The sequence below is a fragment of the Streptomyces sp. BoleA5 genome (assembly GCF_000373665.1).
Lineage (GTDB): Bacteria > Actinomycetota > Actinomycetes > Streptomycetales > Streptomycetaceae > Actinacidiphila.
In genome coordinates, this window is the sequence record NZ_KB892113.1 from 11,971 (window position 1) to 26,620 (window position 14,650).

General features: G+C 72.9%; 13 protein-coding genes and 1 riboswitch. Of the genes, 6 read left to right on the forward strand and 7 right to left on the reverse strand.

The window, feature by feature from the left end; translation table 11 throughout:
- Window positions 1-73 precede the first annotated feature (73 nt).
- Complete coding sequence (locus tag B085_RS0124285) at window positions 74-592, forward strand: DoxX family protein (RefSeq protein WP_018561200.1); 519 nt, start codon at window positions 74-76, stop codon at window positions 590-592.
- Here B085_RS0124285 and B085_RS49500 read toward each other — a convergent pair.
- On the reverse strand, window positions 530-793 hold the full coding sequence (locus B085_RS49500) for a hypothetical protein (RefSeq protein ID WP_158689815.1): 264 nt from the start codon (window positions 791-793) through the stop codon (window positions 530-532). The two genes, B085_RS0124285 and B085_RS49500, sit on opposite strands and share 63 nt — an antisense overlap.
- On the reverse strand, window positions 790-2,043 hold the full coding sequence (locus B085_RS0124290; RefSeq protein ID WP_018561201.1) for a PspC domain-containing protein: 1,254 nt from the start codon (window positions 2,041-2,043) through the stop codon (window positions 790-792). Before B085_RS0124290 ends, B085_RS49500 begins: the two co-directional genes overlap by 4 nt.
- A gap of 109 nt (window positions 2,044-2,152) precedes the next feature.
- On the opposite strand from B085_RS0124290, the gene B085_RS0124295 reads away from it, so the two are divergent.
- Window positions 2,153-3,454, forward strand: a complete 1,302-nt coding sequence (locus tag B085_RS0124295; RefSeq protein ID WP_018561202.1) for an ATP-binding protein — start codon at window positions 2,153-2,155, stop codon at window positions 3,452-3,454.
- On the forward strand, window positions 3,451-4,122 hold the full coding sequence (locus B085_RS0124300; protein ID WP_018561203.1) for a LuxR C-terminal-related transcriptional regulator: 672 nt from the start codon (window positions 3,451-3,453) through the stop codon (window positions 4,120-4,122). Before B085_RS0124295 ends, B085_RS0124300 begins: the two co-directional genes overlap by 4 nt.
- 18 nt (window positions 4,123-4,140) lie before the next feature.
- On the opposite strand, the gene B085_RS0124305 is transcribed toward B085_RS0124300, so the two are convergent.
- Window positions 4,141-5,208 (reverse strand): C40 family peptidase, encoded by a 1,068-nt coding sequence (locus tag B085_RS0124305; protein ID WP_018561204.1) that lies wholly within the window; start codon window positions 5,206-5,208, stop codon window positions 4,141-4,143.
- A 339-nt stretch (window positions 5,209-5,547) separates the two neighbouring features.
- On the opposite strand from B085_RS0124305, the gene B085_RS0124310 reads away from it, so the two are divergent.
- Window positions 5,548-5,901: a hypothetical protein gene (locus tag B085_RS0124310; protein ID WP_018561205.1), complete on the forward strand. Its 354-nt coding sequence runs from the start codon at window positions 5,548-5,550 to the stop codon at window positions 5,899-5,901.
- 28 nt (window positions 5,902-5,929) lie between these two features.
- On the opposite strand, the gene B085_RS0124315 is transcribed toward B085_RS0124310, so the two are convergent.
- Window positions 5,930-7,066, reverse strand: coding sequence for a C40 family peptidase (locus tag B085_RS0124315; protein WP_018561206.1), 1,137 nt, complete (start codon window positions 7,064-7,066; stop codon window positions 5,930-5,932).
- Window positions 7,067-7,073: 7 nt separating this feature from the next.
- Window positions 7,074-7,232, reverse strand: a riboswitch (cyclic di-AMP (ydaO/yuaA leader).
- Between the two features lie 328 nt (window positions 7,233-7,560).
- On the opposite strand from B085_RS0124315, the gene pcrA reads away from it, so the two are divergent.
- Window positions 7,561-9,999 carry a DNA helicase PcrA gene (gene pcrA / locus B085_RS0124320; RefSeq protein WP_018561207.1) on the forward strand — a complete coding sequence of 813 codons (2,439 nt, stop codon included), beginning with the start codon at window positions 7,561-7,563 and terminating at the stop codon, window positions 9,997-9,999.
- A 69-nt stretch (window positions 10,000-10,068) separates the two neighbouring features.
- Here pcrA and B085_RS0124325 read toward each other — a convergent pair whose 3' ends face one another.
- Both B085_RS0124325 and B085_RS0124330 read right to left on the reverse strand, forming a co-directional pair.
- On the reverse strand, window positions 10,069-11,409 hold the full coding sequence (locus B085_RS0124325) for a M23 family metallopeptidase (protein ID WP_018561208.1): 1,341 nt from the start codon (window positions 11,407-11,409) through the stop codon (window positions 10,069-10,071).
- 141 nt (window positions 11,410-11,550) lie between these two features.
- The gene (locus tag B085_RS0124330) at window positions 11,551-12,369 is read right to left on the reverse strand and encodes an esterase/lipase family protein (protein WP_018561209.1); all 819 of its coding nucleotides are present in this window, start codon (window positions 12,367-12,369) and stop codon (window positions 11,551-11,553) included.
- A 241-nt stretch (window positions 12,370-12,610) separates the two neighbouring features.
- Between B085_RS0124330 and B085_RS0124335 the strand changes: the two genes are divergently transcribed.
- Window positions 12,611-13,024: a cobalamin B12-binding domain-containing protein gene (locus tag B085_RS0124335; protein ID WP_018561210.1), complete on the forward strand. Its 414-nt coding sequence runs from the start codon at window positions 12,611-12,613 to the stop codon at window positions 13,022-13,024.
- A gap of 84 nt (window positions 13,025-13,108) precedes the next feature.
- Here the strand turns inward: B085_RS0124335 and B085_RS0124340 are convergent, their stop codons facing one another.
- Window positions 13,109-14,647, reverse strand: coding sequence for a DUF5691 domain-containing protein (locus tag B085_RS0124340; RefSeq protein ID WP_026251379.1), 1,539 nt, complete (start codon window positions 14,645-14,647; stop codon window positions 13,109-13,111).
- Window positions 14,648-14,650 lie beyond the last annotated feature (3 nt).

Below are 14,650 nucleotides of genomic sequence, written 5' to 3' on the forward strand. Positions count from 1 at the left end.
TCGTCCGGGAGGGGGTCCACGACGGGTGCGTGCGGAGAGGGCGGACGTCATGAGCGTGACGGGTATAACGGGCATGAGCGGAACGAGGGACACGGAGCGGTACCCCAGCCAGGGTCCGTGGCGGGACACGGCCCGGCGCTACGCGCTGCTGCCGCTGCGCATCTTCCTGGGCGTGACCTTCGTCTACGCCGGGTTCGACAAGCTGATGTCCGACACCTTCTTCAACGACAGCGCACCCGGCTCGCTCGTCGCCACCCTCAACGCGGTGCGCGGCTCCGCCGCGATCCCGGGCATGATCGACCTGGCCATGGAGAACCCGCACGGCTTCGGCTACGCCATCGCCGTCGGTGAGATCGCCGTCGGCGTCGGCACGCTCGTCGGCCTCCTCAGCCGGATCGCCGCCCTGGGCGGCGCGCTGATCTCACTGAGCCTGTGGCTGACGATGAGCTGGTCCACGCAGCCGTACTACTACGGAAACGACCTCGCCTACCTCATGGCCTGGCTGCCGCTGGTCCTCGCCGGCGCCCCGCTACTCTCCGTCGACGCGATGATCGCCGGACGGCGCGGCCGGGGCCGGCGCGGTCTGGCCTGAGCGCCGGGCGGTCCGCCCCCGGAGCATCCGGGCGGCGACCGAGCCGAGTGCCGCGAGCCCCAGACCCGCACAGGTCAGGGGCACCGCGGCCGCCGGGGTCAGCGACACCTCGCCCGCGGCGTCGAGCAGGAACACCGCGGCCAGTCCCAGCAGGACCAGCCCGGTCAACAGCGCCGAGGGCGCGAACGGATGCCGTCTCACGGGAACTGCACCACCTTCACCTGTCCGACGCCCACTTCCACGTCCAGCTCCACCGTGCCCTCGGACTTCCGTCCGTCCACCGGGCCCAGGGTCACCTTCCGGTCCAGCCCGGGCTGGACGTCGATGTCCTTCTCCTTCTCGCCCGGCAACTGCACGTCGCCCACGCCCACCTGGACGTGCATCCGCAGTGTGAGGTCGTCCGGGATCCTGACCACCAGCTGCCCCGCGCCGATCTGGGCCCGCGTCGCGACGGTGCGGCCGCCCGGCTGGAGCTTCGACAGGTCGAGCGTCGCCCGGCCGGTGCCCAGCTCGTACGCGTCCTGCACCGCCGAGAGCGTGGCGGGCGTCCATGTGCGCTGCTTCCAGTCGGTGCCGACCGACCGGGGCAGTGTCGTGGAGCCCACCAGCAGCGCGGCGGTCAGCAGCACCAGGAAGACGGTGCCGCCCCCGAGCCGCCCCCACCAGGTGCTCACCAGGAAGCCCAGACCGAGGACGGCCAGCGCGGAGCCGAGGCCGATCTGCACGCTGGTGGCCAGCGGCTCGGACGACCAGGACGCGGCGAGGCCGCCCGCGGCCGCGGCCGCCGCCAGGAAGAACACGAACACTCCGAGCCAGGCGCCCTCGCGCCGTACCGCCCGGCGCCGGTCCCGCCACTCGCGGCGGTCGCGCTCCACGTCCGAGGGGCTGTCGTCCGGACCCCACAGGTAGCCGCCCGGCCCCGGAACCGGGGGCGCGTCCTCGACCGCGGTCTCCTTCCACCACGCCGCCGTGGCGGGCTGCGGCGGCGGCTGGGTCGGGGGCGGCGCGACCGGCTGCGCGGGCGCCTCGCTGGCCTGCCGGCGGTGCACCGACCAGTACACGGCGCCGGCGAAGGCCGCCAGCAGCCCCAGCGAGAAGGCCAGGTTCCCGCCGCTGCCCAGCAACGACAGGAACAGCCCGCAGCCGACCAGCGCGACGAGCACCGCCGTCAGCGCGGTCCCCTCGACCCGTCCCGACAGCAGCCGGTGCGCCTCGCTCTCGGTCTCCCCCTCCAGCGGGACGAGCAGCCACGCCAGGCCGTAGGCCACCAGCCCGAGGCCGCCGGTGAGTGCCAGCACACCGAGCACGATCCGGAAGACCACCGGATCGATGTCGAAGTACCGTCCCGCGCCCTCGCAGACGCCGGCGATCACCTTCCGCTCGCGGCAGCGCGCCAACCGCCGGCCCGGCGGTGACCCGGCCGCCTCCGTCTGCGTGTACTGCTCCGTCATGGCTCCATGGTGGCGGTAGGGGAGGGGTGGCGGTATCCGGAACGACCCTGACCCCGCATGGGGGCCAACCCTGATACCCACCGTGCGCGAAACGTGTGACGATCGGGACATGCCAGCCGCCGGACCACCGACCAGCCCGCCCGACGGGGCGTCGTACTTCGCGCCGCCGGACCCGGCCGGATCCCCGGTCCGCAAGCTCTACCGCAGCTCCGAGGGCCGGATGATCGGCGGTGTCGCCCGCGGGCTGGCCGGGCACCTCGGACTGCCGGTGGCATGGGTGCGGGTGGTCTTCGTCGTCCTGGCCACCATCCAGGGCCTCGGCATCCTGCTGTACGCGGTCTTCTGGTTCGTGGTGCCGCTCGGCGTCGGCGGGGTCGTCGAGGCCAAGGAGCCGCGCGACGCCCGTTCCTGGCTCGCCGGACGCAGGCCCGACCGAGGCCAGATCGTCGCGCTCATCGCGCTCGCCATCGGCCTCGGCATCCTGCTGGACAACCTCAACCTCGGCAGAGCCAACGCCTATGTGTGGCCGCTGCTGCTGATCGGGCTCGGCGTCGCCCTGGTGTGGCGGCAGGCCGACAACGCCCGCCGGGCCCGCTGGGCCGAGCTGAGCCGCCGCAAGAGGCTGCTGCCCTTCGCGCGCGGCGCCGCCGGGGTGATCCTCGTCGGCGTGGGCGTGACGGGCTTCCTCGTCGTGCAGGGTTCGGTGAGCCACCTGGGCACCATCCTGCAGGCCGCGCTCGCCGTCCTGGTCGGGGTGGCCCTGATCGCCGGACCGTACCTCGTGCGCATGACCCAGGACCTGTCCGCCGAGAGGCTGGCCCGCATCCGCGCGCAGGAGCGGGCCGAGGTCGCCGCACACGTCCACGACTCCGTGCTGCACACCCTGACCCTCATCCAGCGGCACGCCGAGGACCCGCGCGAGGTCGCGCGGCTGGCCCGCGCGCAGGAACGGGAGCTGCGGGCGTGGCTCTACCGGCCCGAGGGCAACGGCAAGGAGGACGAGCCGGCCACCCTCGCCGAGGCGGTGCGCCGGGCGGCGGCCGAGGTGGAGGACGCGCACGGCGTCCCCGTCGAGGTGGTGTGCGTGGGCGACTGCCCGCTCGACGAACGCCTGGTGGCGCAGATGCAGGCGGCCCGTGAGGCCATGGTCAACGCCGCCAAGTACGGTGGGGACGAACCCGTGCAGGTGTACGCGGAGGTCGAGGAGAGCAGGGTCTTCGTATCGGTCCGCGACCGCGGCCCCGGATTCGACCTCGAGGACGTACCGTCGGACAGGATGGGCGTCCGGGAGTCGATCATCGGCCGGATGCGGCGCAACGGCGGCGAGGCGCGGCTGCGCTCCGCACCGGGCGGGGGGACGGAAGTGGAGCTGGAGATGGACAGGGCCCAGGGACCAGGGAGGTCGTCATGAGCACGGAACGACGCGTGAGGGTCGTCCTCGTCGACGACCACCGGATGTTCCGCACCGGGGTGCAGGCCGAGATCGGCGAGACCGAGCGGACCGGGGTCGACGTGGTCGGCGAGGCCGCCGACGTGGACCAGGCGGTCTCCGTCATCACCGCGACGCGGCCCGGCGTCGTCCTGCTCGACGTCCATCTGCCGGGCGGCGGCGGGGTGGAGGTCCTCAAGCGCTGCGCCGGGCTCATGGCCGACGCCGAACACCCCGTGCGCTTTCTGGCGTTGTCGGTATCCGATGCCGCCGAGGACGTCATCGGGGTGATCCGCGGCGGTGCCCGCGGCTATGTCACCAAGACCATCACCGGCCCGGACCTGGTCAGTTCGGTGTTCCGGGTCGCCGACGGCGACGCCGTCTTCTCGCCCCGGCTGGCCGGCTTCGTCCTCGACGCCTTCGCCTCCACCGACGCCCCGCCGGTCGACGAGGACCTGGACCGGCTGACCCAGCGCGAGCGCGAGGTGCTGCGGCTGATCGCACGCGGCTACGCGTACAAGGAAGTCGCCAAGCAGCTCTACATCTCGGTGAAGACGGTCGAGTCGCACGTCTCGGCGGTGCTGCGCAAGCTGCAGCTCAGCAACCGGCACGAACTCACCCGCTGGGCGACCGCCCGCCGGCTGGTCTGAGGCCGCGCGGCGCGGGCGTCACGCCGGCCGTGCGGCGCCCGCGAAGGGCATCTGGTCGACCGGGGCGAGCTTGACGACGTCACCGGTGCGGGGGGCGTGGATCATCATGCCGTTGCCCACGTACAGGCCGACGTGGCTGATGCCCGAGTAGAAGAACACCAGGTCGCCGGGCTCCAGTTGGGAGCGGGAGACCCGGGTGCCCGCGTTGATCTGGGTGTACGTCGTGCGCGGCAGGGACACCCCGCCCGAGCGCCACGCGGCCTGCGTGAAGCCCGAGCAGTCGTACGCCGAGGGCCCGGTGGCGCCCCAGACGTAGGGCAGACCGAGGGAGTCGTAGGCGAAGGAGACGGCGCGGGCGGCCCGCGCGTTGGGGGCGGCGGCCGGTGCCAGACCGGTACGCGATCCGGTGGCGGCGCGGCCGGCACGGGCCGGGTCGGCGGAACCGTGGCCCCCGGAGGACAGCACCTCGGCGCGCTGCCCGGCGGTGAGCCGGCCGAGCAGCTGCCGTGCGGAGGCCAGGCGCTGCTCCACGGTGTGCTTGTGGCGGGCGAGTTCGGCGCGGGTGCCGCGCAGCTCCGCCAGCTCGCCCTCGGTCTCGGTGCGCAGTTGCTCGATGTCCCGTCGCTGGGCCGACAGCGCGCGCAGCGCGGCGTTCTGGCGGCTGCTCATCCGGTCCAGCATCCCGGCGCGCTCCAGGTAGTCGCCGGGGGAGGAGGCGAGAGCCAGCTGGACGGCGGGGTCGATGCCACCGCCGCGGTACTGGGCGGTGGCGAGGGAGCCGAGGCCGTCCCGGCTGCGGTTGAGGCGCTCGGTCCTGCGGGCGAGTTCGTCCTGGAGGCGCTCGATGCGGCCGGTGGCCGTGTCCGCCTTCTCCTTCGCGCCGTTGTACCGCTCGGTGGCCTGCTCGGCCTCCTCGTACAGCCGGTCCACCCGGGCCCTGGCCTCGTCCGCGGTCAGCCGCGGCTCGGCGTGCCCGGCCTCCCCGAACACCGTCATGGAGGCCGCGCCCGCCAGGGCGAGACCGGCGGCGGTGCGCGCGGTCGTGCCTGCCCGACCGCGATCCTTGGGCCTTCTGTGCGACGTCACGCGACGCCACTCCTTCCGGGCTGTCCGTACGTCCCCCGGCGGTCCGGCGGCGGGCGGACGGGGAGCCGTCCACCGCCGGACCTTCGGCGGGGGCGGCCGTGCCGGGGACGGGGTCCGCGCGGCAGTGGGGATCGGCCACCTGTGGCAGGACGCTAAACCTGGACGCCGCGAGGGGGCTCCGCACTGTGCGGGACTGGTCCGATTCGGCCGTGGACTGCCCACGGATGACCGCTGTTCGACGGGTGACCTGGTCACTTCCGGTCCGGCCGTGACCGATGTGACGGAAGAGTGCGACCTCGGTGACGGGCGCTGGTATGAGCCTGGCTAGGGTCCTGAGCCATGGACGTACTCATCAACCTGATCGTCGGCCTGCACATCATCGGCATCGCCGCGCTGCTGGGCGGCTTCCTCACCCAGATGAAGGCCATGGGCCGCGGCGAGGCCCGTTTCGTGCCGGGCATGCTGCACGGCGCCCTGACCATGCTGGTCACCGGCGCGCTCCTGGTCGGCCTCAACCAGGCCGACGACCAGCCGGTGAACAACATCAAGATCGGTGTGAAGCTCGCGGTCCTGGTGGTGGTCCTCGGCCTGGTCTACGTCAAGCGGGACGAGGAGAAGGTGCCGGCGGCGGCCTTCGGCACCGTGGGTGCGCTGACCACCGCCAACATCTTCATCGCGGTGCTGTGGACCTGAGCCCGGCCATGGAGGGCCGGCCGGGGGCTCAGGCCATCCGGGCGTAGCCGTAGATCGGCATCTCCGTGATCGGGGCGATCTTCACCACGCTCCCGGTGTGGGGGGCGTGGATCATCTGGCCGCCGCCGATGTAGAGGCCGACGTGGGTGATGTCCGAGTAGAAGAAGACCAGGTCGCCGGGTTGCAGCTGGTCGGCGCTCACGCGGCTGCCGAAGTCGACCTGGTCGTAGGTGACACGGGGGATCGAGACGCCCGCGGCGCCCCAGGCGGCCTGGGTCAGGCCCGAGCAGTCGTAGGAGTTCGGGCCGGTGGCGCCGTACACGTACGGCTTGCCCAACTGGGCCCGCGCGAACTCGATCGCCTTGGCCGCCTTGGCGGCGTAGGTCCCGGACGCCGGGGCCGTCGAGCCCGAGGAGCCGGCGGACGAGCCCGACTCCTTCGCCGCCGCCTCCTGCGCGGCCTTCTCCTTGGCGGCGATCTCCGCGGCCTTCTCGGCGGCCTCCTCCTGGCGCTTCTTCTCCAGCGCCGCCAGCCGCGCCTTCTCCTGGGCGGTGAGGCTGTTCAGCAACTTCTGCGCCGCGGCGAGCTTCTGCTTGACCGCGGTCTTCTCCGCGTTCAGCCGCTGCTGCGCCTCGGTCAGCTTCTGCAGGCTCTCGACGGCCTCGGAGCGCTTGGCCGCCGTCTCGGCCTGCTCGGAGCGGAAGGTCTCCAGCGCGTGCTCCTGGCGGTCGGACAGGCGGTCCATCAGGTGCGCCTGGTCCAGGAACTGCTGCGGGTCGGAGGTGAGCAGGAAGGTCGTCGTCCCGTCCAGGCCGCCGCCGCGGTACTGCGCCGCGGCGTACTCGCCGATCGTGCGGCGGGCGGAGTTGAGCGTCTCGGTCTTGCGGGCCACCTGGTCGAGCAGCGCGTCGGCGCGCGTGCGCTGCCGCTCGGTCTGCTCCTTGGCGCCGTTGTAGCGCTCGGTGGCGGCCTCCGCCTGGTGGAAGAGCTTGTCGACCTGCGCCTTCACTTCGGTGATGGAGGGCTTGTCGGGTGAGGCGGGCGCCGCGCTCGCGCTCTCGCCGAAGAGGGTGACGGTCGCCAGTGCGGCGGTCGTGAGTCCCACCGCGGCCCGAGGGCCGGGGACGGTCAGCGCGCGCGGGCGCGGCTTGCGGTGCGTCGCCAAGTCAGGCGGCTCCTTCCGTGGACCGCCTACCGGGTTAGCTGTCGGGTTCGGGCTTCGGAAGGCCGCCCTACGGTCCGTGCGGGCGCGTCGCGCCCGTACCGACCGATTCACCCCAAGGTCGTGGGTCCCCGGCTCCGGCGGTCGCCGGACTCAGCGGAGGCGGTCCGTGACGGCACGGTCGCCGCCGCGTGGAGCGGACCGCCTGATCCGGCACGGTAGTCAACTGCGGGGGTCTGTGGGAACCCTGGTGTTCGAATTGTCCGCAATCATTTCGTGACCTTCACCATTCGGGGCCGTGAAGGGCCCTGTCCTGCCCGCTCGTGACGGGCAGGGGGCCGGACCGGGCGCGGTTCCGGCCGGACGGGCCGGACCGGGCGCGGCGGACCGCGGCGCGCGCGGCGGCCGGCCGGGGACGGCGGCCGGGGCGTCCGGAAGGTACGGGCTCGGGCAAGCGGCGCAACGTTGTCCGTCCCACGGCCTAGACTCGGGAGGCGATGAGCAGCCTCTTTGACGACAGCTTCCTGGCCGGCCTCGAACCGAGGGAGGAGGAGCCCCCGCCGCCTCCCGAGGACGGGCCCGAGACGGTTCCCGACGACCTCTTCGAGGGGCGCTTCGACGCGCCCGTGGACCGGGACGCGTACTACCGCGACGGCGCCCCCCGCCCGGCGGTGGACCCGGCCGCGCTGCTCCAAGGCCTGAACGACGAGCAGCGCGCCGCCGTCGAGCACTCCGGCTCCCCGCTGCTGATCGTCGCCGGCGCCGGCTCCGGCAAGACCCGGGTCCTCACCCACCGCATCGCGTACCTGCTGGGCGCCCGCAAGGTGCACCCCGGCCAGATCCTGGCGATCACCTTCACCAACAAGGCCGCCGGGGAGATGAAGGAGCGCGTCGAGCAGCTGGTCGGCCCGCGCGCCAATGTGATGTGGGTCTCCACCTTCCACAGCGCGTGCGTCCGCATTCTGCGCCGGGAGTCCAAGAGGCTCGGCTTCACCTCCAGCTTCTCGATCTACGACGCGGCCGACTCCAAGCGCCTGATGGCGCTGGTCTGCCGTGACCTGGACCTGGACCCCAAGCAGTTCCCGCCGAAGTCCTTCAGCGCCAAGGTCTCCAACCTCAAGAACGAGCTCATCGACGAGGAGACCTTCGCCGACCAGGCCGAGAACCCCTTCGAGAAAAAGCTCGCCGAGGCCTACGGGATGTACCAGTCGCGGCTGCGCGAGGCCAACGCGCTCGACTTCGACGACATCATCATGACCACGGTCAACCTGCTGCAGGCCTTCCCGGACGTCGCCGAGCACTACCGGCGCCGCTTCCGGCACGTCCTGGTCGACGAGTACCAGGACACCAACCACGCCCAGTACACCCTGGTGCGCGAGCTGGTCGGCACGGCGTCCGGGGACGCGGCCGAGGGCGAGGAGCCCGCCGAGCTGTGCGTGGTCGGTGACGCCGACCAGAGCATCTACGCCTTCCGCGGCGCCACGATCCGCAACATCCTCCAGTTCGAGGAGGACTACCCGCAGGCCCGCACCATCCTGCTGGAGCAGAACTACCGCTCCACCCAGAACATCCTGACCGCGGCCAACGCCGTCATCGAGCGCAACGCCTCGCGCCGGCCGAAGAACCTGTGGACCGAGGCCGGACAGGGCCCGGTCATCACCGGTTACGTCGCCGACCAGGAGCACGACGAGGCGCAGTTCATCGCCGACGAGATCGACCGGCTCACCGACGCCGGGGACGCCCGCCCCGGTGACGTGGCGGTCTTCTACCGGACCAACGCGCAGTCCCGTGTCTTCGAAGAGGTCTTCATCCGCGTCGGCCTGCCCTACAAGGTCGTCGGCGGGGTCCGCTTCTACGAGCGCAAGGAGGTCCGGGACGTCCTGGCCTACCTGCGCGTGCTCGCCAACCCCGAGGACACCGTCCCGCTGCGCCGCATCCTGAACGTGCCCAAGCGCGGCATCGGGGAGCGCGCCGAGGCGATGGTCGACGCCCTGGCCTCGCGCGAGCGGATCTCCTTCGCCGCCGCGCTGCGCCGGGTCGACGAGGCCTTCGGCATGGCCGCCCGCTCGCTCAACGCCGTCAAGCGCTTCAACGAGCTGCTGGAGGAGCTGCGCACCGTCGTCGACTCCGGCGCCGGGCCCGCCACCGTCCTGGAGGCCGTGCTGGAGCGCACGGGCTATCTGGCCGAGCTCCAGGCCTCCACCGACCCGCAGGACGAGACCCGCATCGAGAACCTCCAGGAACTCGCGGCGGTCGCCCTGGAGTTCGAGCAGGAGCGCACCGAGGAGGAGCCCGGCACGCTCGCCGAGTTCCTGGAGCGGGTCGCGCTGGTCGCCGACTCCGACCAGATCCCGGACGACGACGAGGGCGGCGGCGTCATAACGCTGATGACCCTGCACACCGCCAAGGGCCTGGAGTTCCCGGTGGTCTTCCTGACCGGCATGGAGGACGGGGTCTTCCCGCACATGCGCGCGCTCGGTCAGACCAAGGAACTGGAGGAGGAGCGGCGGCTCGCCTACGTCGGTATCACGCGGGCGCGGCAGCGGCTGTACGTGACGCGGTCCACCATGCGCAGCGCCTGGGGCCAGCCCTCGTACAACCCGGCCTCGCGCTTCCTGGAGGAGATTCCGGAGCCGCTCATCGAGTGGAGGCGCACGGGCGCCTCCGCGGCACCCTCCGCCTCGGTGTCGGCGGCGGCCTCGATGCTGTCGCGTTCCTCCTCCAAGAGCGGCCCCTCCGGTTTCGCGACGCGGCGCACCCAGGACCGCCCGGTCATCTCGCTGGCGGTGGGGGACCGGGTCACGCACGACACGTTCGGGCTGGGCACGGTCGTCGGGGTCGACGGCAGCGGGGACAAGGCCAAGGCGGTGATCGACTTCGGCGACGAGCGGCCGAAGGTGCTGCTGCTGCGGTACGCGCCGGTGGAGAAGCTCTAGCCGGGTCCGGGTCCGGGTCCGGGTCCGGAGCCGGGTTGGGACTTCGGCCCGGCCCGGGGAGCCGGGGGTTCAGCGGGGGTCGACCCCGTGGTTCAGCAGCCACTGCAGTGGGTCGACGGCTGAGCCGCCGGCGGGACGCACCTCGAAGTGGAGGTGCGGCCCGGTGGAGTTGCCCGAATTGCCGGAATAGGCGATGACGTCGCCGGCCTTGACCGAGCCTGAGCGGATCTTGGTGCTGCTCAGATGGCAGTACCAGGTCTCGGTGCCGTCGGGGGCGGTCACTATCGCCATGTTGCCGTAGGCGCTGTTCCACTGGGTGCGCACGACGCCGTCGGTCGCGGCCATCACCGGCGTGCCGTAGTCCACCGGGAAGTCGATGCCGGTGTGGACGGACATCCAGTTCACGCCCGCCTGGCCGAAGTAGGCGCTCAGGCCGTGGTACTTGACCGGGAGCATGAACTTGGGGCGCAGCTGCTCCTTGAGGGCCGCCTGCGCCGCCTTCTTCGCGCGCTCCTGGGCCTGGCGCTCCTTGAGGTCGATGCGCTCCTGGCTGCGGCTGGCGCGGTCGGTGAAGTCGTCGACGTCCCGGTTGACCCCGGCGAGCTGCTGGTCGAGCTTCGTGGTCGGGGCATCGACCGCATCCGGGGCGCCGTCGGCCTGCGTGCGGCTGTTGTCGGCGGCGTCCTCGGTGTTGACGGTGACGGCGGCCGCGCAGGCGACGCCCATCACCGCCACGGAGGGGACGGCGACGGTGAGCAGGGCCGAGCGCCGGGCCGGGCGGCGCCTGCGGTTCCCGCCGCCGCTTCCGCCGCGCGGGCGCGGCAGGACGGCCGCGGGGGCGTCCTCCGCGGAGTCGTGCTCCGGTTCCGGCTCGGCGGCGTCCTCGGTGCCGTCGTAGGCGTCGTCGTAGGACCCGGGCTCGTAGGTCTCGTCCTCGTAGGGCTCGGCCTCGTGGTGCTCCGGGGCGTAGGCCGCGGTCCCGTACCGCTCCTGCTGCTCGTACGCGGCGGGCTCGGGCGCGTGGCCGTGGGCGGCCTCGGGCTCCCCGTAGGCGGCGTGGACGGCCGTGTGCTCGTACTGCGTGTAGTCGTAGGCCGCCGTCGGCTGCGGCTGCGAGGGGTCCAGGTACCAGGTGCCGGTGACCGTGCCGGTGTGGTCGCCGTAGTCGGCGGTCTGCCCCGAGGGCCAGTGGCCGGTCGCCGTGGTGCCGGCGGTGCTGCCGGCGGTGGTGTCGTACGAGACGGTGGCGTAGGAGCCCGTGTCGTAGGCCGGGTAACCCTGGCAGGAGCCGAAGAGGGGATCGTCATTCCCGTGAGCGGCGCCCGTGGGCGCGTACGAGGCGTCGGAATGGCCCTCGTACCCATAGCCGCTGTACTCGGGGGCGTACCCCGCCGGATGACGGTCGTTCACCGCTTCTCTTTCGCCTCGGCAGCAGGAGAATTAGCGGCGACTGTATCCCCCAGCGGGCGACGCCCACAATCTTCGGCGGGATTCAGGGGTCCCCGATGCCTTGTGTTCGATTGCCTTTCGATGCTTATGGGGGCAAGGCCGTCAGGCGGCGTCCACGGCTCCCGACGCCAGTTCCTCTCCCAGCAGCGCCTGCCGGATGCCGGCGGCGATGGCGGCGTGGACCGGCATGGTCAGATGCCCGACCCCCGCGACATGGACGTTGCGGGCGATGAGGTCCGGGTGGTCGAGCCGGGCGGCCTCGACCGGGCTCATCAGTTCGTCCAGATCGCTCCAGAACGCCACGAAGCGGGAGCGGCAGCCGGGCGCCGGCTTGGCCAGCTCCTCGATGAGGTCGGAGTTGGGCCGCATCTGGCGGACGATCGGGTGCGGGTTCAGCAGCGGCGCGGCCCGGGTCCCGGCGTGCGGGGTGCCCAGGGTGACCACGGTGCGTACCCGCGTGTCGCCGCCCAGGCGCTGGGCGTAGTAGCGCGCGATGAGTCCGCCGAGGCTGTGGCCCACGATGTCCACCTGATGGTGCCCCGTCTGCTCGCAGATCTGTTCGACGTGGCGCCCGAGGAGGGCCGCCGCCGTACGGATGTCGCAGGTCAGCGGCGAGTAGTTGAGCGCCTGCACATGCGGCCAGCCGTGCCGCCGCAGCGACCGGCGGAGCATCGCGAACACCGAACGGTTGTCCACGAAGCCGTGCAGCAGGAGCACCGGGGGGTGGCTCCGGCCCGCGGTGGGGAGCCGGGGCGGGACCTCGGGGTCACCGGCCGCCGGCTGCGGCCCGCGTTCCTGGAAGATTCCGGTCGGGTAGAGGAAGACATGACCGGTCAGGATGGCGATCTCGATCGCCGCGGCTCGTACGTAGGCCGCCTGGCGTACCAAGCGGTCTCCGACACCGAAAGACAGGACGCCCATGGCCTACCTCCCGTGGGCACACGGAGACGGCCCTGTCCCCCGTGCGCCGAGAACGCGACGGCCCGCGTCGCCTGCTGAACGGAGGACGACCACGGGCCGAACGCGTTTCTAACGTGAACGTGTCCCATGTGTGATTTCCCCCTCGGGGCCCTTCGTGAAACTGTCCGCACGGGGGATGCTGGCGATAACGTTCGTTCACACAAGTGCCCGCTGAGCGCAGCAATCGTGTATGGAGGCAGTGATGGGAGTGTCCGGACCGATCCGTGTGGTGGTCGCCAAGCCGGGGCTGGACGGTCACGACCGCGGGGCCAAGGTCATCGCGCGGGCGCTGCGGGACGCCGGCATGGAGGTCATCTACACCGGCCTCCACCAGACGCCCGAGCAGATCGTGGACACCGCGATCCAGGAGGACGCCGACGCCATCGGCCTGTCGATCCTCTCCGGAGCCCACATGACGCTCTTCGCCAAGGTGATCGAGCTGCTCCGCGACCGTGAGGCCGAGGACATCAAGGTCTTCGGCGGCGGGATCATCCCGGAGGACGACATCGCGCCGCTGCGGGAACTGGGCGTGGCCGCGATCTTCACCCCGGGTACGCCGACCACCGACGTCATCACCTGGGTGAACGACAACATCCGCCATCCGGCCGAAGCCTGATCGTCGCGGACAGCGGTGCGGGCGTGCCCCGCACCGCCGCCGGCGGGCCCCATGGCGGCGGACGGCGGCGCGACGGCCGCCTGATCAGGCCAGCTCCGCGAGCATCGTGGCCCGCAGCCGCAGGGTGCCGACCAGTCGCTGGAAGGCCTCCGCCCAGTACGCCCCGGCGCCCGGCGAGGTGTCGGCGGACTCCGCGGGCACCGCGGCCAGCGGGGCCGCCCGGTCGGCCTCAGCCGGGTCCATGCAGCGCTCGGCCAGGCCCATCACCCCGCTGAAGCTCCACGGGTAGCTGCCCGCGTCACGCGCGATGTCCAGGGCGTCCACCACCGCCGCCCCCAGCGGCCCGGACCAGGGCACGGCGCAGACCGCCAGCATCTGGAACGCCTCCGACAGTCCGTGCGCCGCGATGAACCGGGCCACCCACTCCGCCCGCTCCGGGGCCGGGAGGATCGACAGCAGCTTCGCCGGGTCCCCGACCGGGCTGACCGCCGTCGCGGGAGCCGGGGCGGGGCCCAGCAGGGCGCGCGCCCAGGCGGCGTCCCCCTGGCGCACGGCCGCCCGGCACCAGGCCGCGTGCAGATCCGCCTGCCAGTCGTCGGCGACGGGCAGCGCGATGACCTCCTCCGGGGTCCGGCCCCCGAAGCGCTCCCGCCAGGTGACGAGCGGCGCAGCATCCGCCACCTGGCCGAACCACCACGCCCGCTCCCCGCGCCCGGCCGGGGGTATCGCCACCACACCGTCGCGTTCCATGGCCGCGTCGCACTCGTAGGGCGCCTCCACGCCGATACGTCCCACCGTCGGGTCCCACGCGACGCACGTCCTGGCCCGTGCGGCCATCCGGGCGGCGAGGGCGGAGCCGGGGAGGGCCGACAGCAGCTCCGCGGCGGTGGCCCGCACATTGCGGCTGCGGTCGGTGAGGGCCTGCTCCAGGAACGGTTCGTCCTGCGGCGACAGGCCCTCGCGGAGCGAGTCCAGGAACATCAGCCGGTCCTCGGCGCGCTCGGCGGCCCATCCCGAGCGCAGCAGCTCCAGCGCCCGGCGCGGGTCGCGGGCCCGCAGCCGGCCCAGCAGCGCCACCCGTTCGGCGAAGAGCCCCTCCTCCCACAGCGTCCGCACGGCGCCCCGGTCGCCGGTGTCCGGGACGACGCCGGGTGCCCCGGCGCGCAGCGCGAAACGCCAGTCCGCGTTCAGCTCCGCCAGCCACAGCCCGCGCGGTCCCGCCAGGGCCAGGGCGTCGGGCCGCAGGTCGGTGCGCGCGCGGGCGGCGTCCAGCAGCGCGGGCAGCAGTTCCGGCGGGGCGGACCAGCCGCGGGCAACGGCCTCGCCGAGCCACTGGGGCAGCAGCTCGGCGAGGTTGGGGGCGGCGCCGCGCCGGCTGCCGCCGCCCCCGGCCGAGCGGTCCGCCAGCAGCAGGGACAGGCGCCGTCGCGCCGCCTCGGGCAGCGGTGGCCGCGGGTCGTGGGGTGCCGTGGCCGGCCGCGCCCCCGCCATGGCCGTCCGCACCCCGGCGCGGCGCCGCACGACGGCGAGCGCGGCGGTGTCCAGCAGCTCCTCGGGTGGGCCGCCCCTGCGGCCGGTGCCGAGGAGCGCGGTGCCGACCAGTTCGGCCCAGGTCGTCGTCATCGG